This is a genomic window from Sphingomonas sp. BT-65, assembly GCF_026107375.2.
In the GTDB taxonomy this organism is placed as follows: Bacteria; Pseudomonadota; Alphaproteobacteria; order Sphingomonadales; family Sphingomonadaceae; genus Sphingomonas.
Genome location: NZ_JAPCIA010000001.1, coordinates 2,570,737 through 2,591,660, shown reverse-complemented (window position 1 = coordinate 2,591,660; position 20,924 = coordinate 2,570,737). Strand labels below are relative to the sequence as shown.

Below are 20,924 nucleotides of genomic sequence, written 5' to 3'. Positions count from 1 at the left end.
GCGATCAGAACTTGACCGTGCCGCTGACGAACACCTGGCGCGGGTTGCCGTAATAGGCGGTGAGCACCCCTTCCGCGCCCAGCGTCGAGCTGATCCCCGGCTGGCCGTTTGCCAGGATGAACTGGCCGGTGTCGAGGTTCTGGCGCAGGAAGTTGTAGCCCGCGACGATGTAGCGCTTGTCGGTCAGGTTGCGGCCGTGGACGCCGATCGAGAAGGTGTCGTTGATGTCCCACACCAGATTCGCGTCCCACAGCGCATAGCCCGGCTGGTCGAGGCCCGGCGTCTGGAGCTCGAACTGCTGGCTGTCGCCGCGATAGGAAAGCGTGGTGTTGAAGTTGACCGAACCGTCGCCGACCGGCGCGGTGTAGGCGATGGTGCCCGAGGCGGTCCAGTCAGGCGTGTTCTGGATCGCGCGGCGGTCCGCCACGTCGATGCCGCGCGCGTCGATGAACTGCTTGTACTTGGCGTCGAGATAGCCGAGCGTCCAGCCGAGGTTGAGCGTGCCGCCCGCAGTGCCGAAATCGCGCGCCGCGACCAGGTTGCCCTCGAACTCCAGCCCCTTGAACTCGGCCTTGCCGGCGTTGGTGGTGATCCCGGCGAAGGTGGTGATCCCGCCGACGGTGACGCCGACCGATCCGGGCACCTGCACATCCTTGTACTCGGCATAGAAGCCGGCGAAGGCGAAGGTCAGGCGGCGGTCGAACAGCGACGCCTTCCAGCCCAGCTCATAGCTGTCGACCGTCTCGGGCTCGAACGAGAGGAAGTTGTAGATGTCGTCCTGGTCGCCGCCCAGGCCGCCCACGCCGTTGCCGTTGAGGTCGGGCGCCGAGATGCCGACGCCGCGCGGATCGAAGCCGCCGCCTTTGAAGCCCTTCGAATAGGAGGCGTAGATCGTGTGGTCCTCGGTCGGCTTGAAGCTGATCGAGGCGCGCGGGGTGAACTTTGAAAAGTCCGCCTTGCCGCGGAAATTGGTCTGGCGGAGGATCGGCGCGGTAGTGCCCCCGAAGAAGGGCGATGACCCGAGATAGACGTTGCGCTGGACGATCGATTCGCGGCGGTCCCAGGTGTAGCGGCCGCCGACCGACAGGCTGAACATCCCGATGTCATAGGTGAAGTCGCCGAAGATCGCCCCGGTCTTGGTCTCGACCTCGCCATAGGTCAGCGCGGTGACCGTGCCCGGCGTGCGCACGTCGAACACGGTGCGGGCCTTGGCGTCGAGCCAATAGCCACCGATCAGACCGTTGAAGTTGCCCGTATCGATCAGGAACTGGATTTCCTGGCTGAGCTGCTCGTTATTGTAGAAGGCGGGCACGTCGACATCGACCGCAGGCAGCGCGTCGAAGTCGATCGGAGTCGAGCTGTCATCCTTGCGATAGCCGGTGATCGCGCGGAAGGTGAGCCACTCGGCCGGGCGGAATTCGAGCAGGCCCGAGAAGCCCCATGCCTCGACGTCCTGCGTCGGCGCGACGAGGCCGCCGCGGCTGTCATAGACGTTGCCGAGCACCGGCGCGCCCGTGGCGAGCGACGGGATCAGGCGGTGGCCGCCGCGCGGGTTGCTCTTGTCCTTGGTATAGTCGCCGGTGATGCGCACGAACGCCTCGTCGCTGGGCACGATCTCGATCGTCCCGCGCGCCGCCCAGATGTCCTTGTTGTAGTTCTCGAGGCCCGTGGTGAGGTTGGTGCCGAACCCGCCGCGCGACAGCCGCGCCGCCGCCGCGCCGATGCGCACCGTGCCGTCGCCGATCGGCAGGCTGCCGCTGATCACGCCATCGGCCTGGTCGTAGCTCCCATACGTGCCGCGCAGCTTGAGCGTGGGGGTGTCGCCCAACCGCTTGGTGACGTACTTCACCGCGCCGCCGATCGTGTTGCGGCCATAGAGCGTGCCCTGCGGCCCGCGCAGCACCTCGATCCGCTCGACGTCGTAGATGTCCATCACCGCCGCCTGCGGACGGTTGAGATACACGTCGTCGAGATAGATGCCGACGCCCGCCTCGAAGCCCGCGACCGGATCCTGCTGGCCGACGCCGCGGATGAAGGCGGAGAGCGTGTTGTTGGTGCCGCGCGAGACTTCGAGCGTGACGTTGGGGGTGGTCGCGGCGATGTCGGTCACGTCGATCGCGCCCGCCGCCTCGAGCTGCGCACCACTATAGGCGGTCACCGCGATCGGCACGTCGAGCAGGCTTTCCTCACGGCGGCGCGCGGTGACGACGATCTCGCCCGGCGCGGCCTCTTCCTCGGCAGTCGTGGCATCCGCCGGCGCGTCCTGTGCGAGCGCGGGCATCGCGGTCAGCGCGCCGAGCGCGGCACCTGCATTCAGGATCGTGCGGACAGACGGAATCAGGCGTAGCATCGAAGCTTTCCTCCCCAGATGACAGCCGGATGAAGCCCCGGCTTGTAAGACGTTGGAGGACGCTATAGTGAAACCTGAACCGGGTTTCAACTTCCGGATTCAGGGAGAGGCGCAAGTGGCGGAGGAACGTGGCATGGCGGCCACAGTCACAGTGGCGAAGAGCGAGGGCGCGGCGAGCGAGGGCAAGGAGCCGCGCACCGCGCGCGGCCGCCGCACGCTGCGCGCGATCCTCGACGCTGCGGCCGTCGAGTTCGGCGAGAAGGGCTTCCACGACGGCTCGATCAGCGGGATCACGCGCCGCGCCGGCGTCGCGCTGGGCAGCTTCTACACCTATTTCGATTCGAAGGACGCGGTGTTCCGCGCGCTGGTCCGCGACATGAGCGAGCAGGTGCGCGAGCATGTCGCCCCCGCGATCCGCGCCGCGCCCGAACAGATCGCCGCCGAGCGCGCCGGTCTCGAAACCTTCATCGGCTTCGTGCGAAAGCACAAGGAGATCTACCGCATCATCGACGAGGCCGAGTTCGTCGACCCCGAGAGCTTCCGCCTTCACTACGCCACTACCGCCGAGCGCATCGAGAAGCGCCTGCGCGCCGCCGCCGACCGCGGCGAGCTGCGCGCCGACGTGTCCGAGGTCCATGCCTGGGCGATCATGGGGATGAACGTGTTCCTGGGGCTGCGCTACGGCGTGTGGAACGAGGACCGCGAGGCTGCGGACGTGGCGGATACGGTCGCCGAGATGCTGGCGCGGGGGCTGGGGGCGAGGTAGCAGCGGCTTTCGCCCCAATTGCGGACGTTGCTTCTAGCCCTCTCCCGCTTGCGGAGAGGGCTAGAAAGCCCGACCGTCGGCTTTCCACCCAATAGCCGCCCCGCTTGCAATGTTGGATTTCGTTTGCTTCCATCGACAGGCCGCATGCCGGCCGCTCTTTGATTTCGTCGATCCGCACCCGCTAAAGGCGCCACCCGACAAAGGCGACCAAGTTGACAGAATGAACCGCGCTACGCGTAACTTGGTCAACTTCACCGCACTGGCCGAACCCTCACCCCGCCTCGGCCAGCCACGCCTTCGCCGTGTCGCCGTCCCAGTCCATGTCGCCCGCAACGCGCCACACCTCGCGGCCCTGCGCGTCATAGAACACGGTGGTCGGCAGGTTGACGCCGTAATGCGTCGACAGGCCGACATCGGGATCGAGATAAGGCTGGAGCGCCTTGAATCCCGCCTTCGCGAAATAGGGCGTCACCTTCGCCGCGCCTTCGAGGTCCTGGCTCACCGTCAGCACCCGAATCCTGTCGCCTTCGCGCTGCGCCAGCCGGTCGAGCGCCGGCATCTCGCGCACGCACGGCGCGCACCAGGTCGCCCACAGGTTGAGCAGCAGCGGCTTGCCCTTGAACGCGGCGAGCGTCGCGGGCTTGCCGTCCGGCGCCTGGAACGCCAGCGCCGGCGCGGCCTCGCCCTTGTGGCTGCGGTCGATCGTGCCGATCCGCTCGACATCGCCGCCCGCCGCGGCCTTGTTCGCGGGTGCAGCAGTGCTTTCGCCCGCAACAGCGGCGTTTGCTTGCTCGCCCGGCTCCTTCGGCTTATCGCAGCCGGCAATTCCAAGGGTCAGGGCCGTAAGGACAGGGAGAAGCGCGATCGTCGAGCGCAAGACAGGCTCCAATTCGATGTGGGGCGGGCGCTTCGCCGAAGGCCCGTCGTCGGTGATGCGCGAGATTAACGCTTCCATCCCGTTCGACAAGCGCATGTGGCGGCAGGACATCGCAGGATCGAAGGCGCACGTCGCGATGCTGGGCAAGCAGGGCATCGTCGGCGCCGAGGATGCCGCGGCGATCTCCGCCGGGCTCGACGCGGTCGCCGCCGACTACGAACGCGAAGGGGTGCCCGAGGACCTCGCGCTCGAGGACATCCACATGCTGACCGAGGCGCGGCTGGCCGGGAAGATCGGGCCGGTCGCCGGACGCCTCCACACCGCGCGCAGCCGCAACGATCAGGTCGCGACCGACTTCCGCCTGTGGGTGCGCGACGCCACGGACCAGGTGCTCGCCGCGCTCGGCGCGCTGCAGGAGGCATTGCTCGCCCGCGCCGAGGAACATGCCGACAGCGTGATGCCCGGCTTCACCCATCTCCAGAGCGCGCAGCCGGTGACCTTGGGTCATCACCTCATGGCCTATTTCGAGATGATCGGCCGCGACGTCTCGCGCTTCTCGGACGCCCGTGCGCGCGGCAATCTCTGCCCGCTGGGATCGGCAGCGCTGGCCGGCACCGGCTTCCCGCTCGACCGCAAGGCGACCGCGGCCGCGCTCGGCTTCGACGGGCCGACGCGCAACTCGCTCGACGCCGTCAGCGACCGGGATTTCGCACTCGATTATCTGATGGCGGCCGCGCAGTGCAGCCTGCACCTCAGCCGCCTTGCCGAGGAATTCGTGATCTGGGCGAGCCAGCCCTTCGGCTTCGTCAAGCTCTCCGATCAATGGTCGACCGGCAGCTCGATCATGCCGCAGAAGCGCAACCCCGACGCCGCCGAGCTGGTGCGCGGACATAGCGGCCGGATCGTCGGCTGCCTCACGGCGCTGATGATCACGATGAAGGGCCTGCCCCTCGCCTATTCGAAGGACATGCAGGACGACAAGCCGCCGGTGTTCGAGGCGCACGACCTGCTCGCGCTGTCGATCGCGGCGATGACCGGGATGGTCGAGAGCGCGCAGTTCCGCACCGACCGGATGCGCGGGCTGGCGGAGAGCGGCTTCGCGACCGCCACCGACCTCGCCGACTGGCTGGTGCGCGAGGGCGGCATTCCGTTCCGCGAGGCGCATCATATCACTGGCCGCGCGGTCGCCGCGGCGGAGGCCAAGGGCGTGCGGCTCGACCAGCTCGAGCTTGCGGATTTGCAGGCGATCGACCAGCGTATCGACGAGCGTGCGTTTGGCGTGCTCAGCGTCGACGCGTCGGTGGCGAGCCGGACGAGCTTCGGCGGGACTGCCCCGGTGCGGGTGCGTGAGGCAATTGCGGCGGCGCGTGCCGCAAGAGGAGAGTGAGAATGCGAACCTTGGTGGTATTCACGGCGCTTCTGTTGGCTGCTTGCGGCAACAAGGGCGACCTGAAACCGGCCACCGGGGGATCGCTGCCGACCAAACCCTATGGGGCGGTGGCCACACCGACGCCGGCTGATTTGATGCAGGCGCCGCCCCAGACTCGCCCCACGCGCAGCGACGAAGTGCTGCGCAGCTCCGAGGAACGCCGCGGCGACGAATTCGAACTGCCGCCGCAGAACTGAAAAGTCTCAATTCACATGGATCATTTCAACCGCAAGAACGGCGTGCTCCACGCCGAGCACGTCGCCATCCCGCAAATCGCCGCGGACGTCGGCACGCCCGTCTATGTCTATTCGACCGCGACGCTCGAGCGCCACGCCCGGGTGCTCAAGGACGCGCTGGCCGATCTGCCCAGCGTCCACATCGCCTTCGCGATCAAGGCCAACCCCAACCTCGCCGTGCTCGGCGTGCTGGCGAAGCAGGGCTATGGCGCCGACGTCGTCTCGGGCGGCGAACTCAAGCGCGCGCTGGCTGCGGGGATGAAGGCCGAGGACATCGTCTTCTCCGGCGTCGGCAAGACCCGCGCGGAGCTGCAGCTCGGCCTCGACGAGGGGATCGGCCAGTTCAACCTCGAGCTCGAGGAGGAGGGTGAAGTGCTCGCCGACTTGGCGCATGCCCAGGGCAAGACCGCCCCCGCGGTGCTGCGCGTGAACCCCGATGTCGACGCCGGCACCCACGCCAAGATCTCGACCGGCAAGGCCGAGAACAAGTTCGGCGTGGCGATCGACCGCGCCGCCGAGATCTTCGGCCGCCTCGCCGGCCGGCCGGGCCTCGACCTGCGGGGGGTCGCGATCCACATCGGCAGCCAATTGAAGGAGCTCGCGCCGCTCGAGGCCGCGTACAAGCGCGTCGGCGAGCTGGTCGAACAGCTCCGCGCCGCCGGACACAGCATCACCCATGTCGATCTCGGCGGCGGGCTCGGCGTGCCCTATCGCCCGGGCGAGACCGTCTCCTCGGCCGAGGAATTCGGCGCAATGGTCAAGCGGGTGACGCAGGGCTGGGACGTCACGTTGATGTTCGAACCGGGCCGCTTCATCTGCGGCAATGCCGGGGTGCTGGTGACCGAGGTGATCTGGGTCAAGCCCGCCGCGGGCAATCCCTATGTCATCGTCGACGCGGCGATGAACGACCTTGCCCGCCCCGCGCTCTACGAGGCCTATCACGAGTTCGAGGCGGTCGAGCCGACCGGCGAGAAGTTCCTCGCCAATATCGCCGGGCCGGTGTGCGAGACCGGCGACACCTTCGCGATGGGGCGTGAGATCGACGTCGTGCGCTCGGGCGACCTCGCGGTGTTCCGCACCGCAGGCGCCTATGGCGCGACCATGGCCTCGACCTATAACAGCCGGGCATTGGTGCCCGAGGTGCTGGTGTCGGGCGACAAGTTCGCGGTGGTCGCGGACCGCATCCAGCCCGAAACCATCATGGGCGCCGAGCGCGTGCCCGAGTGGGTGCGGTGAAACGATCGGGGCTGCCCGTCTTCGTCCAGCTGGACGGGCGGCCCGTGATCCTGGTCGGTAGCGGTCCGGCCGCGGAGGCCAAGCGCCGGCTGCTCGAACGCGCCGGGGCGGTGATCGTCGGCGAGGCGGAGGACGCGCGGCTCGCCATCGTCGCCGGCGATGATCCGGAGCCTGTGGCGGTGCGGCTCAAGGCACGCGGCATCCTCGTCAACGTCGCCGACCGGCCCGACCTGTGCGACTTCACCTTGCCCGCGATCGTCGAGCGCGATCCCGTCACGGTCGCGATCGGCACCGGCGGCGCGTCAGCGGGGCTGGCGGCGGCGTTGCGGCAGCGGCTGGAGGCGGTGCTGCCGGCGTCGCTCGGCGGGCTGGCGGAGGCATTGAAACGAAGCCGCGCGGCGATCCGCCAGCGCTGGCCCGATGCGGGCGAACGGCGGCGCGCGATCGGCGCGGCGCTGGCCGGCCCGCTCGATCCGTTCCGGGATCCGCCGAACGGCGCCGTGGAACGCTGGCTCGCCGAACCCGATGCAGAGTCCGCCGGCATCGTCCGCCTCCGCCTGCGCTCCGCCGATCCCGACGATCTCACCCTGCGCGAGGCGCGGCTACTGGCGCAGGCCGACCGCATCACGCATCGCGCCGATGTGCCGCCCGCGATCCTGACCCGTGCGCGTGCCGATGCTGAGCGCATTGCATGCGCCGCGCCTCCCACTAACTTGCCCGGCCTGACGGTCGACCTGGAGATGGCTGGATGAGCGGCTTTGCCTATGTCGTCACACGCGGCCGCGCGCGCGCCGTGGATCCGCACGACGCGATCCGCCTGCGGCGCGGCTTCGTGTGGATCCACCTCACCTCGCGTGAGGAAGAGGTGCAGGCATGGCTGCGCGACGTGGCGCGGCTCGACCGCTTCACCATCGACGCCTTGACCGCGCTCGAGACGCGCCCGCGCTGCGACCAGATCGACGGCGCGGCGGTGCTCAATCTGCGCGGCATGACCCATGCGGCGATGCAGAGCTCCGACCCGCTTGCCTCGATCCGGCTTCGCGCAGCGGGCGATCGCGTCATCTCCGTCACGCGCCTGCCGCTCGACGCGCTCGACGTGACGCGCGCCGCGACCGAGGCAGGGGAGGTACTCGACGCGGGCGACCTGATCGCCACGCTGGCCGAAGCGATCACCGAGCAGCTCGATCCGCAGGTCGCCGATCTCGGCGATTCGCTCGACAGCTGCGAGGAGCAGCTCGACGCGCGCCAGGCGTTCGAGCTGCGCCGCAAGGTCAATGCCGTTCGGCGCACGGCGATCGGCTATCGCCGCTTCCTCTACCCGCAACGCGTTGCGCTGGAGAAGCTGGCGACACTGCCCGTGCGCTGGCTGTCCGAGGAAGACCGGCTGCATATCAGCGCTGCGGCGGACCGCGCCGCGCGCATGGCGGAGGAGCTGGAGAGCATCCGCGAACGCGCGTCGCTGATCCATGAAACGCTCACCGACCTGCGCGCCGAGGTGATCGACCAGCGCTCGCTGGTGATCGCGGTGGCGGCAATGGTGTTCCTGCCGCTGACCTTCATCACCGGGTTGTTCGGGATGAACGTGCAGGGCATTCCCTATGACGATCATCCGTCGTCATTCTGGGTGATCACGGTGTTCTGCCTGATCGTATCGGCGGCGGTGACCTTCTACTTCGTCAGGCGCCACTGGTTCCGCTGAGCCGTTCGACCTCGGCGTTCAGGGACTGGATCGAGCTGACCAGCCGCGCCCGGTCGGCGCGGGTGACGGCGAGTTCGGTGCGGGCCTCGCCCAGCTCGATCGCGCGCGCGGCGATCCGCGCGTCGAGCGCGGCGACCGAACGCTTGAGCTCGATGATCCGTGCCGATCGCGCCAGCGTCCGCTCGATCCGCGCCGTCAGCACGTCGAACTCGAACGGCTTGGCGACATAGTCGTCGGCGCCCGCCGCCAGCGCTTCCACCGTCGCGCCGGTATCGCTGCGCGCGGTGATCATGATCACCGGCAGATCGCCGGTGCGCGGGTTGGCGCGCAGCTCGGCCAGCACCTCGACCCCCGACATCCCCGGCATCATCATGTCGAGCAGTATGAGGTCGAAGCCGCGGCCGGCGATCAGGTCCAGCGCCTCGCGTCCGTTGTCGCAGAGCACCACCAGATATCCCGCCTGACCGAGCCGGCTGCCGATCACGTTGAGGTTGGTGCGGCTGTCGTCCACCACGAGCACGGTGCGGATACCGCGCCGGCGCGTCTCGGCGGAGGGAGGGCTCAGGCTCATGCGCGCGAACCTAGAACGCGACCGTCACGATCCGGTTAACGACGCGGCAAGGACCCTCAGCGGCGCAAAAACCCCAGAACCTGGTCCACCATCACTTCGAGCTGGCCCGAAGCCCCTGCCACAGCGTCCCCGCCCGCCCCGGTATTGATCGCGACGCCGAGCGGGGTCGGCCAGCCGCGCAGCGCGTGGATCACCGTGCGCAGCGCCGCCAGCGTCGAAACCGCCGCCTGCCAGCCGCCCGCGGTCGCGACCAGCCCGACCGGCATGCCGTCGAAATAGACCCGATCGTCGCCGCGCAGCAGCTCGACATAGTCGAGCGCGTTCTTGACCAGCCCCGACAGCGATCCGTGATAGCCGGGCGAGCCCACGATCAGCCCGTCGGCGTCGCGCAGCACCGCGATGAAGTTGGTGATCGCGGGGTCGCTCGTGGTGCAGCCGAGCTCGTAATGCGGGAAGTTGATCGCCTCGCCCGTCAGCAATGTGGTGCGCGCACCTTTCGCCTCGGCAAGCGCGAGGCAATGGGCGAGCGCGCGGCCGGTCGCCGATTCGGGGCGCGAGGTGCCGCCCAGGGCGACGATGTGCGGCTTGCTCATGGGGCGGCGCTAGCCGAAACAGGGGCGCTGGACCACCCGCATCGTGCGGCGTGGCCGATGGGAGGCGCAGTGTGGAGCGACGCGGGCCGCTGGCGGGGGTGCGGATCGTCGAGATCGACGCGATCGGCGCGGTGCCCTTCGCGACGATGCTGCTCGCCGACCTGGGCAGCGAGGTGGTGCGGGTCGTGCAGCCAGGCTCGACCACCAGCGCGATCGTGCCGGCGCTCTATCGCGGGCGGCAGGACCTCGTGCTCGACTTTCGCGAGCCCGCGGCGATCGCCGAGGTGCTGGAGCTTGCCGCGCACGCCGACGGGTTGATCGAGGGGATGCCGCCGGGATCGATGGAAGCGCTCGGCCTCGGTCCCGACCGGTGCCGCGCGCGCAATCCACGCCTGGTCTATGGGCGGGCGAGCATGTGGGGACAGACGGGCCCGCTCGCCGGCCAGCCGGGCGCCGATATCAACGTGCTGGCGATGACCGGTGCGCTGCATGCGATCGGCACGGCCGAGGCGCCCGCGGTGCCGCTCAACCTGCTCGGCGACCATGCCGGCTGCGCGCTGTTCCTGGCGCTGGGGATGGTCGCGGGCATCCTGGGCACACAGCTCGGCGAGGAGGGCCGGGTGGTCGACGCGGCCGCCATCGACGGGGTCGGCACGCTGATGGCGCTGACCCAGAGCTTGTTCGCGAGCGGGCGCTGGGCCGACCGGCGCGAGAGCAATCTGATCGACGGCGGCGCGCCCTTCTACCGCAGCTACCCTTGCGCCGATGGCGGCCATGTCGCAATCGGAGCGATCGAGCCAGCGCAGTTCGACGCGCTGTGCGCCGGGCTCGGCTTCGCGCCCGGCACCTTCGCGCAGTTCGACCGCGCCGGCTGGCCGGCGATGGCCGCGCGCTTCGCCGAGCGCTTTGCGGCGCGCACGCGCGACGAATGGGTGCGCAGCTTCGCCCATGGTGAGGCGTGCGTGACGCCGGTGCTGTCGCTGGCCGAGGCCGCGCGCCATCCGCATGCGCTGGCGCGGCGGCCGGTCGCGGCTGGCCCCACGGGCGCGGCGACCGCCCCGCAGTTCAAGCCCGGGATCGGCGTCGCACCGCCTGCGCGCGAGGTATCGGTCCGCGAGATCCTGAGGCGCTGGGCGGACTAAGCCGCGCGGGCCTGGCTCCATGCGCCGGCGATGTCCTCGAGATCGTCGGCGACGCGGCGGAAGGGCGCGGGATCGCTGCCGATGCTGGCGTTGATGACCTGCGCGCGCAGCCCGTGATAGAGCGTCGCCAGCGTGCGCGAGACCTCGCCCCCGCGCTCGAAATCGAGCCCCGATTCGAGCGCGAACAGGATCGCCGTCGCGCGCGCGATACGCTCGCTCTTGACCGGCAGCTGCCCCTTCTCCGCGGCGAAGGCGGCGGCGCGCAGCGCGGCGACGCATTCCTTGTACATGAGCTCGACCAGCGCGTGCGGATCGGCGGCGCTGGTGCGGCCGACCGCGTCGATCGAGCGATAGGTGGCGGCGGCGTTGGTGCCGAGGCGGATCGGGGCCTTCATGTGCATCAGCCCTGCTTGTTCCACGCGTCGATCTGGTTCTCGAGGAAGGTCAGCGTCGACTGATAGGCGGCGACCTTCGCGTCCATGCTCGCGAACTGGCGCGTCATGCGCGTACGCAACGCCTCGGTCTTGACCAGCGCCTCGGTCTTGTCCTCGACCACGTCCGCCTTGGCATCGGTATAGCGGGCCTCGCTCGCACCGAGCCCGCGCGTCGTGCTGGCGGCGGCGGTCGAGATCGCATCGAGCACGGCAGAGAGGCCGTTGTTCGCCGTCGCGACGCCACCCGGCTGCGCGAACATCTTCTCGACCTGCCCCGGATGATTGACGAGCGCCTTGGTCAGCGCCGCCGAATCGAGGCTGAGCGTGCCGTCACGGTTGGTCTTGACCCCGATGTGCGACAGCGTCGTCGGGACGTCGGTCGAACCGGCGACGAGCGGGTTGAGCGTGAGCTCCTGGAGCTGGCGCTTGAGCGTCTTGGCCGCGAGGTCCTGACGCAGCGACCCGGTGACCGGATCGAGATCGGTGCGCAGCGCGGTGTACACCTCGTTATAGGTGTCGACGAAATCCTGCACCGCCTGCATCAGCGCGCTGGTCGGCAGCGTCTTGCCGATGTTGACCACCGTGCCCGGCTGCGCCGAGACGAGATCGAGCTTCACCCCCGGGACCAGGTCGGTGATCGCGTTGGTCTCGCGCCGCACTTGCACCCCGTCGACCGCGACGATCGCGTCGGCCGCGGCGCTGCCGACCGTGGTGCCGGTCGCGCCGACGCCGATGTTGAGCGCGGCGAGCCCCTCATGCCCGGCAGTGTCGGTCGCGGTGAGGGTGAAGGCGCGCGCCTCGCCCGTCCCGCCCTTGACCACCAGCCGCGAACCCGCAGCGTCGGTCAGTATCGAGGCGGTGACCCCGGCATTGGCGGCGTTGATCGCGGCGGCGATGCCCTCGAGGCTCGAGACATTCTCGCCGATCGTGATGTCGACCGGCGTGCCGCTGCCCGGCGTGAAGCCGGTCATCGCGCCATTGGCGACGGTGGCGGTGCCGAAGGTGAGCGTGAGCTTGCCCTGGCCGATCGCCGCGGTCTTGTCCGCGACCGGGGCGGCCGAGACGGTCTGGCTCGACGCGAGCTGGCGCACCTCGACCCGCGCATTGAGCTCGGTCAAGTTGGCGCCCGCGATCCGCGAGACGGTGAAGATGCCGGTATTCGAACTGGTCGGCTGAGTCGCGAGGTTGCCGCTGCGCGACAGGCTGGAGAGCGCGCTGGCGAAGCTCGTGATGTTGCTCTTGTGAGTCGCCGACGCACTGATCTGCGCGGTCAGCGTCTCCTCGCGCTTGGCGAGCGTCGCGTTGCGATACTCGAACTGCTTGTCGACCAGCTGCTGGACGAGCGCGGCCGTGTCGATCCCCGACCCGACGCCGAGCGCCATGCCGATCGACGTCGTCGATGTCGTTCCTTCAACGGCCACGTGAACGTCCCCCTCTATGCTGGTTAACGGCCATCAGCCCGCAGCCTTTAGGCCAGTCAGGACGCCATTTTCGTCGAACAGCGCGCTCTCCGGCACGGTGATCGCCGGCATGCGCCCGCCCGCCTGCTTGTTCAGCCCGAAGACGAACGCCAGCACGGTCGCCACCGCCATGTAGAGATCGTCGCGGATCTCCTGATTCTCGCGGCTGGTGAAGTAGATCGCGCGGGCGAGCGGCGGCAGTTCGAGCCGCGGCACGGCGAACTCGTCGGCCAGCTCGCGGATCGCCAGCGCGATCTCGCCACGGCCCTTGGCGACCACCACCGGCACCTGGTCCTTGCCGTTGGAATAGCGCAGCGCGACCGAGAAATGGGTCGGGTTGGTCAGCACGACATGCGCGTCCTGCACCTTGCTGCGCAGCCCGCCCTTGGCGAGCTCGCGCTGGCGCTGGCGCTGCGCCGACTTGGCCTCGGGCGAGCCCTCGCTTTCCTTGTGCTCGTCCTTGACCTCCTGAAGGCTCATCTTGAGGCGCTGCAGGTGGCGGAAGATCTGGATCGGCAGGTCGATGCCCGCGATCAGCAGCAGCCCGCCGGCCATCACGAAGACCAACGTCGCGAAGGTGTCGCCGAGCGCCTTCACCGCGGTGCCGAGATCGGACGAGACGAGGCCCATCGTCGTCGCGGCCGAGCCCCACAGCATCCACGCCCCGATGCCGCCGAGCAGCAGCACCTTGAGCAGCGACTTGCCGAGCTCGATCCAGCCGGTCGGCCCGAAGATGCGCTTGAGGCCGGAGCCGGGGTTGATGCGGTTGCCCTTTGGCGCGAGCAGCTTGCCGTTCCAGTGCAGCGCGCCGAGCGCCGCCTGGCTGGCGATCGCGCCGACGAAAGTGATCGCGAGCAATGCGCCGAGCGAGGGCGCCAACTTCCATCCCGCGGTGGCGAGCGGCTTCCACGGCTGGAAGCTCTCGATGTCGGCACGGCCGAAGCTGAAGCTCGCCGCCATCACTTCCTTGCACGCGCCAAGCAGCTGCGGCCCCATCAGCACCATCCAGCCGCAGCCGAGCAGGATGATCAGCGCCGCGCCGAAGTCGCGCGACTTGAGCAGGTCACCTTGCTCGAGCGCCTTCTCCTTGCGCTTCGGCGTTGGTGCTTGCGTCTTTTCGCCCGCGCTCTCCGACATCAGCCGAGCACCAATGTCTGCGCCGCGTCGAGCGCCTCGCGCACGATCACGAGCATGTAATCGCCCATCGCCGGCATGCCGACGAGCAGCGCCAGGACGCCCATCGCGAGGCTGGCGGGAATGCCGATCGCGAACAGGTTGAGCGCGGGCGCCGAGCGCGAGAGCATGCCGACGACGATGTTGAGGCAGAGCAGCAGGAAACCGACCGGCAGTGCGAGCAGCAGGCCCGCCAGGAAGGCATAGCCGCCGAACAGCGCAATGTTCTGGAGCTTGCCCGGGGTCAGCCAGGCCTGGCCGGGCGGGAGCAGCTCATAGGAGCGCACCACCAGCTCGACCAGCACGAGATGGCCATCGACCGCGAGGAACAGCAGAGTCAGCAGGATCGTCAGGAATTGGCCGAGCGCCGGGGTGGAAGCGCCGGTCTGCGGGTTGATCGCGGTGGCGAAGGAAAGGCCCATCGACACGCCGATCACCTCGCTCGCCACCAGCGGCGCGGCGAAGGCGATCTGCAGGATGAAGCCGAGCGCGAGCCCGACCAGCACTTCGGCGGCGACCGCAAGGAACGTCGCCAGCGCGAATATCTCGCCCGGCGCCTCGATCGGCACCGCGTTCATCGACAGAATGCCGATCGCCGCGGTCAGCAGGATGCGCACGTTCATCGGCACCGAGACGGCACCGAACACCGGCGCCGCGACAAACGCCGCGCCGACGCGCACCATCGTGAACAGCAGCGCCCAGAGCTGCGGCTCGATCGAGAGGCCGAAGCCGAACATGGCTAGCGGACGAGTTCCGGAATGCGCTCGAAGATACCGATCGTGAAGTCGCCGAGCAGCGTCATGATCATGCCGCCGAAGATCACCAGCGAAACCCCGACGATCGCGAGCTTGGGCACGAAGGTGAGCGTCTGCTCCTGGATCGAGGTCGCGGCCTGCACCATGCCGAGGATCAGACCCGCGAGCAGCGCCGGGATCAGGATCGGCGCGGAGGCGAGCGCAAGCACCCACATCGCCTCGCGCGCGATCGACAGGAAATAATCGGCTTCCATCGGGCTAACTCACGAAGCTTGCGGCGAGGCTGCCCATCGTCAGCGCCCAGCCATCGACCAGCACGAACAACAGCAGCTTGAACGGCATCGAGATGATCGTCGGCGACATCATCATCATGCCGAGGCTCATCAGCACGGTGGCGACGATCAGGTCGATGACGATGAACGGCAGGAAGATCAGGAAGCCGATCTGGAACGCGGTCTTGAGCTCGCTCGTCACGAACGCCGGGAGCAGCACCGAGAAGGGCGTATCCTTGGGGTTCGCGATCGGCCCGGTCTTGGCCATCTCGGCGAACATGGTGATGTCCTTGACCCGGGTCTGCTTGAGCATGAAGGCGTGGAGCGGCGCGCCGGCCTTCTCGATCATCTCGGTCGCGCCGATGCGCCCTTCCGCATAGGGCTGGATCGCGGCGGTGTTCATCTGGCTGATCGTCGGCGCCATGATGAAGAACGACAGGAACAGCGACAGCCCGACCAGCACCTGGTTGGGCGGCGTCTGTTGCAAGCCCAGCGCCTGGCGCAGGATCGCGAGCACGATGATGATCCGCGTGAAGCTGGTCATCATCAAGAGGATGCCCGGCAGCACCGTGAGCAGGCCCATGATGATGAGGACCTGCAGCGATAGCGAGAGCGGCGCGTCGCCGCCGCCGAGATCCCCGAGCGCGCGGTCGATCGCGTCGCCCATCCCCGGCGTCGGGGCGGGCGCGGGCGCGGCCACTGGCGCGGCGGGCGCGGCGCCCTGCGCCAAGGCCGGCGCGACCAGGAACAGCGCGAGCGCTAGGGCGCCCAGCACGAGCGCGAGATAGCGGAGGCTGGCGGTCATTGGTCGATCCGGTCGATCAGCGAAACGCCGTTCCGGCTCACCGAGACGAGGATGCGCTTGCCCTCCACCTCGAGCACCGCGATGCGCGTGCCGGTCGAGACCATCATCGTCTCGCGCACCTTGAGCATGCGGTCGCCCTGGTTGCCCGGCAGCCGCGCCTCGAGCTTGCGCCAGAGATAGAGGCAGCCGATCAGCAGGCCGCAGACCAGCGGCAGCAGCACGGCCAGCTTAAGGATGTAGGACCACATGCGTGGCTCAGCTCCGCTTCTCGGGCGCGACCAGCTCGGTCATGCGGATGCCGAACTTGTCGCCGACCGTGACCACTTCGCCGCGGCCGATCAGCGTGCCGTTGACGAATACGTCGAGCAGCTCGTCGGCCTCGCGGTCGAGCTCGATCACGCTCGATTCGCCGAGCGCGAGCAGCTCGCGCAGCGTCAGCGTGGTCGATCCGATCTCGACCGTCAGCTTGACATCGACGTCCTGGAGCAAGTGGAAATTGGCCGCGACTGCGGCTTCGGCGGCAAAGCCCCCGGTCATGTCGTTCATCGTGCGTCCTCGAGTTGGAGGGATTCGAAACGGGTCAGGCGGATCGCGGCATGGCCGTTGGCGGTGCCGACGGTGCCGCTGCCGATCTTGCGGCGCGCGACCATCACCGGCACGTCGGGGCCGAAGGCGAGCGGGATGACGTCACCGGCCTTGAGCGCCATCAGCATGGAGAGCGGCACCACCGGCTCGGCAAGCACCGAGCGCACCGGCAGGCGCAGCGCCATCGCCGCGCGCGTCAGGCCGTTGCGCCATTCGGGCTCGGGCTCGGGCTCGCCGCCGATCACCTTGGCGGTGAGCGAGGGCGTGTAGGGCTTGAGCGCTGAAACGGGGTAGAGCATGTCGATCCATTGCGGCTTGGCGTCACCCGCGGCGACGCCGAGCCGGGTGACGACCATCGCCTCGCCGGGATCGATCTCGGGCACGGTCGAAAGCGGCGCGACAGGCGCCACCGGCGCGAACTCGATCCGCGCGAGCAGTTCCCAGGCGGGCGCGAGCTGCGCGGCGATATTGGCCGACAGCCGCGCCAGCAGAGTCTCGGCGGAACCGGTGAACTCGGCGGGCAGCGGATGCGGCGCCTCGCCCTCGCCGCCGAAGAAACGGTCGAGCATCTCGAAAACGAGCTTGCCGTCGGCGACGATCAGCGCGCGGCCGCGGCCCGGGGTCATCGCCAGCGGCAACCATGCGGTAAGGCCGTGCGGGCGTTCGGCGCCGTAGTCGCCGAAGCGCTGGACGCTGAGCGGTTCGGCCCAGCAGCGCGCGCCCTCGCCGACCAGCGGCTCGAAGCTGCCCCTCAGCGACTTGGCGAGCCGCGCCGAGAGATGCTGCACCGAATGCAGATCCCCGAACGGGTTGAGGCTCGCGGTGCCCAGCGCCGGCGCGTGTTCCGCGCCGGCCCGGGACCGTTCGCGCCGCTCGGCGCCACCAAGTTCTGAAGGGCTGTTAACCATGCCCGTTCACTGAACAATGAAATTGGTAAAGTAGACGTTACCAATCCCGCCGAAGCCCTCTTTTTCCTTGAGAACCGCGTTGATCGCGGCGGTCAGGCGCTTCTGCAGCTTCTGCTTGCCGTCGGCGGTGAACACCTCGTCCTCGGCGGTCTCGCCGAGCGCCATCAGCACCGCCGAGCGCACCGCCATCTCATGCGTCTTGAGATTCTCGACGACGCGGTTGTCGTACGGGGTCGAGATCGCGATCCCGACCTGGATGAAGTGCACGCTCTCGCGCAGGTTGGAGGTGAACTCCTTCTCGAGCTGGTAGTAGGTCGAGGCGTATTTGTCGCCGCCTTCACCCTTTGGCGTCGGCAGGCCGTGGCTCTCGCCGCCGCCTTCGCCATGCCCGCCGCTCTCGCCCTTCGCCTCCGCACGGACTTCCTCGCTCTTGGGAACGAGGCGCGGCTTGTCGGCATCGGCCCCATGCTCGGCCTTGGCGGCGCCGAACAGCCCGGCGTTGGAGGCGTAGAGCCCACCGCCGACCCCGCCGCCGATCAATACGGTCGCGCCGGTGCCGAGCAGGATCCACTTCATCAGGCCGCCCTTCTTCTTGGCGGGTGCGGCTTCTTCCTTCTCATCACTCATGGTTCAGTTTCCCCCTGGAGATGGCTCAGGCGACGCGGTCGTCGCGATCGGTTTCGGATGCGTGTGCCGTGGCGGAAGCCGAGCGCACGGGTTGATTCGATTGCGGCTGGTCCGGCGTGCCCTGCTGACCGCCGGCGCCGGCATCGACGCTGGTCTGGCCAAGCTTCACGCCGCGCGCGTCGGCGAGCTCGGCGAGCCGCGGCGCGGCCTCGGCGAGCAGCTGGCGCGTCGCCGGGTTCTCGGCGGCGAAATGGACGTGCAACCGGTCGCCGTCGCGGCGGATCGACACATCGACATTGCCGAGATTCTCCGGCGCGAGGCGGATGCGCGTGTCGGCCGCCTCGGCGGCGTCGCGCAGCGCGGCGATGCGGTCGACCATCTTGCCCGCCCAGTCGTCGCGGCTGAGATCGAGCGGGGCCTGGTCGGCGCCCGCCATTGCCTGTACTGTGGTGCGCAGCTGCTCGGCAGCGGCAGCCTGGTTCGAGACGGCCACGGGATCGGCCCCGCGCGGCGTGGGTGCGGCGGGCGAATCATAGGCTGCCGAGATCGCCGCCGCGAAAGTCTGCGCCGCAGTCTGCGTGACCGTCGTGCCGGGGACGATCGGTTGCGGCGTCACGAGCGGCGTGACCGCCGGACGCGGCAGCCGCTCGCGCATCGGCGTCTGCGCATCGAGGTCCGGCACAGTCTCCGGCGTCGGGGGCAGCGGCTCCATTCGCGCGACCTCGCCCTCGGCGGCGACAGCGAATTCGGCCGGCGCTGCTTCAGCCGGCGCTGCTTCGGTGGCGCCGATCGGTACGGCACCGGCTTCGATCGCCACCGGAACAGCTGGCTGCGTCGTTTCCGGCAGCAACGCCGCGGCGACCGCCTCGCCAGCCGGCGGCGTCACGGCATTCGCCTCCGTCCCGCCGGTCTGGACAGCGACGAGCACGACATCCGGCAACGGCGCCGGTTCGATCGGTTGGAGCACGAGGCCCGCCGGAAGCCAGGCGATCGCGGGGTCCTCCTCTTCGTCACCGGCAACGGCCTGCTCCCCTACCGGCAAGATCTTGCCGTCCGCGGCAAGCCCGTGCCCCTTGCCGCTCTGCAGCTTGCCGCCGGCGGGGAGCACCAGCTCGCCGAGCAACGCCGTGAAATCCGCCGCTGCGGGTGCGGCGACCGACGCCGCGCGCGGAATTCCGGGCTTCAGCGGAAGCAGGATGGTCGAGGCGAGCAGGTCTGGCATTGCGGGCGAAATCTCCTTCGCCCAGTATTCAGCAAGGATCGTGCCGTTTTTTCGGGATTGCCGGCATATCCTCGAGCGCGCGCATCGCGCGGCGCGCGGCATTGGCCTCGGCGCGCTCGATCAGCTTCTCGATCGCGCTCTGGTCGCGCTTGGCCTCGCGGGTCGCGGCGCGCGCACTGTCGAGCCCGCGCTGCGCCTCGGCGACGCGGCGCTCGGCGGCGAAGGCCGATTGGTGGAGCCGCTCGCGATAATGCGCCGCGGCGATCAGGCTGGTCGCGCTGCCCGGCTTGGGCGCGGGCGTCGGCGCGACGCCTTCGGCGAGCTGCGCGATGCGCACGCGCAGCGCTTCCTCATTATCGACCTTCGCCCGCGCGGCTACTTCCCCGGCGCGGACCATGTCGAGCTGCAACGTGCGGACGCGCAGCAGCCGGCCGAGCTTCTTTTGATGCTTGTCAGGCATCTCCGAACACGCCGACCAGCTCGGTCACGGCCTCTTCGAGCGAGACCGTCTCGTCATAGGCCTGGCGGATATAGTCGAGGACCGAATCATGGCACGCGATCGCGGCGTCGATCGCCGGGTCGGCGCCGGGGCGATAGGCGCCCATCAGCACCAGGTCGCGATTCTCCTCATAGGTCGCAAGGTGGCGGCGCAGCACGCGCGCCGCGGCGACATGGCTCTTGTCGGCGATGTCGGTCATCACGCGGCTCACCGACGGCCCAAGGTCGATCGCGGGATAGACCCCGTGCTCCGCCAGCGCCCGGCTCAGCACGATATGGCCGTCGAGGATCGAGCGCGCCGAATCGACCACGGGATCGTTGCCGTCGTCGCCATCGGCGAGCACGGTATAGATCGCGGTGATCGATCCGCCGGTGTGCACGTCGGTGCCCGCGCGCTCGATCAGGCTCGGCAGCATCGCGATCGCGCTCGGCGGATAGCCGCGCGCGCTCGCTGGCTCGCCCAGCGCCAGCCCGATCTCGCGCCCGGCATGCGCGACGCGAGTCAGCGAATCCATGATCAGGAGAACCTTCTTGCCATCGTTGCGAAAGGCTTCGGCGATCGCGGTGGCGCGCAGCGCGCCGCGGATGCGCAGCACCGGCGAGTGATTGGCCGGAACCGCGACCACCACCGAACGCGCGCGCGCCTCGCCCGCGACCTTGGTCTCGAGGAAGTCGGACACTTCGCGCGAACGCTCGCCGATCAGGCCGATCACGATCACGTCGGCCTTGGCCGCGCGGACCATCATGCCGAGCAGCACCGACTTGCCGACGCCCGATCCCGCCATGATGCCAACGCGCTGGCCCTGGCCGATCGTCAGCAGCCCGTTGATCGCGCGCACGCCGACATCGAGCGGCTGAAGCACCCGGCCACGGTCGAGCGGCGACTGAATTTTCCCCGCGAGTGGCCATTTGCCGGCGCCACGGATCGGGCCCAGTCCGTCGATCGGCTTGCCCGCGCCATCGACCACGCGGCCGAGCATCGCCGCGCCGACCTCCGCCTCGCCGGGCGCACCGATGGGGCGCACCGGCGCGTTAGGCAGCAAAGCGGCAGGGCCGCCCAAATTCATCATCAGCGTCTTGCCGCCGCGAAAGCCGATCACCTCGGCGTCCACACGATTGGCACCGATTCCGATCGCGCAGACCGTGCCGACCGGCAGCGACAGGCCCACCGCCTCCATCAGCAACCCGTCATAGGAAGCGAGCCGCCCCGACACCTTGGGCCGGGCCACGAAATCGCGGCAGGCGAGGCCGTCGAGATAATCGGCGGTGAAGCGATTGAGCATGAA

General features: G+C 69.1%; 24 protein-coding genes. 7 read left to right on the top strand and 17 right to left on the bottom strand.

The window, feature by feature from the left end:
- Positions 1-4: 4 nt before the first annotated feature.
- On the bottom strand, positions 5-2,350 hold the full coding sequence (locus OK349_RS12485; protein ID WP_265118124.1) for a TonB-dependent receptor: 2,346 nt from the start codon (positions 2,348-2,350) through the stop codon (positions 5-7).
- Between the two features lie 133 nt (positions 2,351-2,483).
- Here OK349_RS12485 and OK349_RS12480 point away from each other — a divergent pair, with 133 nt between their 5' ends.
- Complete coding sequence (locus tag OK349_RS12480; protein WP_265118604.1) at positions 2,484-3,116, top strand: TetR/AcrR family transcriptional regulator; 633 nt, start codon at positions 2,484-2,486, stop codon at positions 3,114-3,116.
- A gap of 271 nt (positions 3,117-3,387) precedes the next feature.
- Here OK349_RS12480 and OK349_RS12475 read toward each other — a convergent pair whose 3' ends face one another.
- The gene (locus OK349_RS12475; RefSeq protein ID WP_265118123.1) at positions 3,388-3,993 is read right to left on the bottom strand and encodes a TlpA family protein disulfide reductase; all 606 of its coding nucleotides are present in this window, start codon (positions 3,991-3,993) and stop codon (positions 3,388-3,390) included.
- A gap of 16 nt (positions 3,994-4,009) precedes the next feature.
- Between OK349_RS12475 and argH the strand changes: the two genes are divergently transcribed.
- The 5 genes from argH to OK349_RS12450 are packed head-to-tail and all read left to right on the top strand — an operon-like array spanning position 4,010 to position 8,593.
- Positions 4,010-5,380, top strand: a complete 1,371-nt coding sequence (gene argH, locus OK349_RS12470) for an argininosuccinate lyase (protein WP_265118122.1) — start codon at positions 4,010-4,012, stop codon at positions 5,378-5,380.
- Between the two features lie 2 nt (positions 5,381-5,382).
- Positions 5,383-5,619 (top strand): LPS translocon maturation chaperone LptM, encoded by a 237-nt coding sequence (locus OK349_RS12465; RefSeq protein ID WP_265118121.1) that lies wholly within the window; start codon positions 5,383-5,385, stop codon positions 5,617-5,619.
- Positions 5,620-5,634: 15 nt separating this feature from the next.
- Entirely contained in the window at positions 5,635-6,894 is a 1,260-nt protein-coding gene (gene lysA / locus OK349_RS12460) for a diaminopimelate decarboxylase (RefSeq protein ID WP_265118120.1), read from the top strand.
- Positions 6,891-7,646, top strand: coding sequence for a precorrin-2 dehydrogenase/sirohydrochlorin ferrochelatase family protein (locus OK349_RS12455; RefSeq protein ID WP_265118119.1), 756 nt, complete (start codon positions 6,891-6,893; stop codon positions 7,644-7,646). Before lysA ends, OK349_RS12455 begins: the two co-directional genes overlap by 4 nt.
- Complete coding sequence (locus tag OK349_RS12450) at positions 7,643-8,593, top strand: CorA family divalent cation transporter (protein WP_265118118.1); 951 nt, start codon at positions 7,643-7,645, stop codon at positions 8,591-8,593. Before OK349_RS12455 ends, OK349_RS12450 begins: the two co-directional genes overlap by 4 nt.
- On the opposite strand, the gene OK349_RS12445 is transcribed toward OK349_RS12450, so the two are convergent.
- Positions 8,571-9,164 (bottom strand): response regulator, encoded by a 594-nt coding sequence (locus OK349_RS12445; RefSeq protein ID WP_265118117.1) that lies wholly within the window; start codon positions 9,162-9,164, stop codon positions 8,571-8,573. The two genes, OK349_RS12450 and OK349_RS12445, sit on opposite strands and share 23 nt — an antisense overlap.
- A gap of 56 nt (positions 9,165-9,220) precedes the next feature.
- Positions 9,221-9,757: an NADPH-dependent FMN reductase gene (locus OK349_RS12440; protein ID WP_265118116.1), complete on the bottom strand. Its 537-nt coding sequence runs from the start codon at positions 9,755-9,757 to the stop codon at positions 9,221-9,223.
- 71 nt (positions 9,758-9,828) lie between these two features.
- Here OK349_RS12440 and OK349_RS12435 point away from each other — a divergent pair, with 71 nt between their 5' ends.
- Positions 9,829-10,899 (top strand): CaiB/BaiF CoA transferase family protein, encoded by a 1,071-nt coding sequence (locus tag OK349_RS12435; protein WP_265118115.1) that lies wholly within the window; start codon positions 9,829-9,831, stop codon positions 10,897-10,899.
- Here the strand turns inward: OK349_RS12435 and fliS are convergent.
- The 13 genes from fliS to OK349_RS12370 are packed head-to-tail and all read right to left on the bottom strand — an operon-like array spanning position 10,896 to position 20,921.
- Positions 10,896-11,300 (bottom strand): flagellar export chaperone FliS, encoded by a 405-nt coding sequence (gene fliS, locus OK349_RS12430; protein WP_265118114.1) that lies wholly within the window; start codon positions 11,298-11,300, stop codon positions 10,896-10,898. The two genes, OK349_RS12435 and fliS, sit on opposite strands and share 4 nt — an antisense overlap.
- A complete protein-coding gene (fliD, locus tag OK349_RS12425) occupies positions 11,300-12,754 on the bottom strand; it encodes a flagellar filament capping protein FliD (RefSeq protein WP_265118113.1) in 1,455 nt (484 codons plus the stop codon). Before fliD ends, fliS begins: the two co-directional genes overlap by 1 nt.
- A gap of 33 nt (positions 12,755-12,787) precedes the next feature.
- On the bottom strand, positions 12,788-13,930 hold the full coding sequence (flhB, locus tag OK349_RS12420; protein ID WP_265118112.1) for a flagellar type III secretion system protein FlhB: 1,143 nt from the start codon (positions 13,928-13,930) through the stop codon (positions 12,788-12,790).
- A complete protein-coding gene (gene fliR / locus OK349_RS12415; RefSeq protein ID WP_265118111.1) occupies positions 13,930-14,703 on the bottom strand; it encodes a flagellar biosynthetic protein FliR in 774 nt (257 codons plus the stop codon). Before fliR ends, flhB begins: the two co-directional genes overlap by 1 nt.
- 2 nt (positions 14,704-14,705) lie before the next feature.
- On the bottom strand, positions 14,706-14,975 hold the full coding sequence (fliQ, locus tag OK349_RS12410) for a flagellar biosynthesis protein FliQ (RefSeq protein ID WP_265118110.1): 270 nt from the start codon (positions 14,973-14,975) through the stop codon (positions 14,706-14,708).
- 4 nt (positions 14,976-14,979) lie between these two features.
- Complete coding sequence (gene fliP / locus OK349_RS12405) at positions 14,980-15,798, bottom strand: flagellar type III secretion system pore protein FliP (protein WP_301531116.1); 819 nt, start codon at positions 15,796-15,798, stop codon at positions 14,980-14,982.
- Entirely contained in the window at positions 15,795-16,046 is a 252-nt protein-coding gene (locus tag OK349_RS12400) for a FliO/MopB family protein (RefSeq protein ID WP_265118109.1), read from the bottom strand. Before OK349_RS12400 ends, fliP begins: the two co-directional genes overlap by 4 nt.
- 7 nt (positions 16,047-16,053) lie before the next feature.
- A complete protein-coding gene (fliN, locus tag OK349_RS12395) occupies positions 16,054-16,344 on the bottom strand; it encodes a flagellar motor switch protein FliN (protein WP_265118108.1) in 291 nt (96 codons plus the stop codon).
- Positions 16,341-17,291 (bottom strand): flagellar motor switch protein FliM, encoded by a 951-nt coding sequence (locus OK349_RS12390; protein ID WP_265118107.1) that lies wholly within the window; start codon positions 17,289-17,291, stop codon positions 16,341-16,343. Before OK349_RS12390 ends, fliN begins: the two co-directional genes overlap by 4 nt.
- A gap of 6 nt (positions 17,292-17,297) precedes the next feature.
- Complete coding sequence (locus tag OK349_RS12385) at positions 17,298-17,918, bottom strand: flagellar basal body-associated FliL family protein (protein ID WP_265118106.1); 621 nt, start codon at positions 17,916-17,918, stop codon at positions 17,298-17,300.
- A gap of 25 nt (positions 17,919-17,943) precedes the next feature.
- The gene (locus OK349_RS12380; RefSeq protein ID WP_265118105.1) at positions 17,944-19,140 is read right to left on the bottom strand and encodes a flagellar hook-length control protein FliK; all 1,197 of its coding nucleotides are present in this window, start codon (positions 19,138-19,140) and stop codon (positions 17,944-17,946) included.
- Positions 19,141-19,168: 28 nt separating this feature from the next.
- Entirely contained in the window at positions 19,169-19,600 is a 432-nt protein-coding gene (locus OK349_RS12375) for a hypothetical protein (RefSeq protein WP_265118104.1), read from the bottom strand.
- Complete coding sequence (locus OK349_RS12370; RefSeq protein ID WP_265118103.1) at positions 19,593-20,921, bottom strand: FliI/YscN family ATPase; 1,329 nt, start codon at positions 20,919-20,921, stop codon at positions 19,593-19,595. Before OK349_RS12370 ends, OK349_RS12375 begins: the two co-directional genes overlap by 8 nt.
- Positions 20,922-20,924 lie beyond the last annotated feature (3 nt).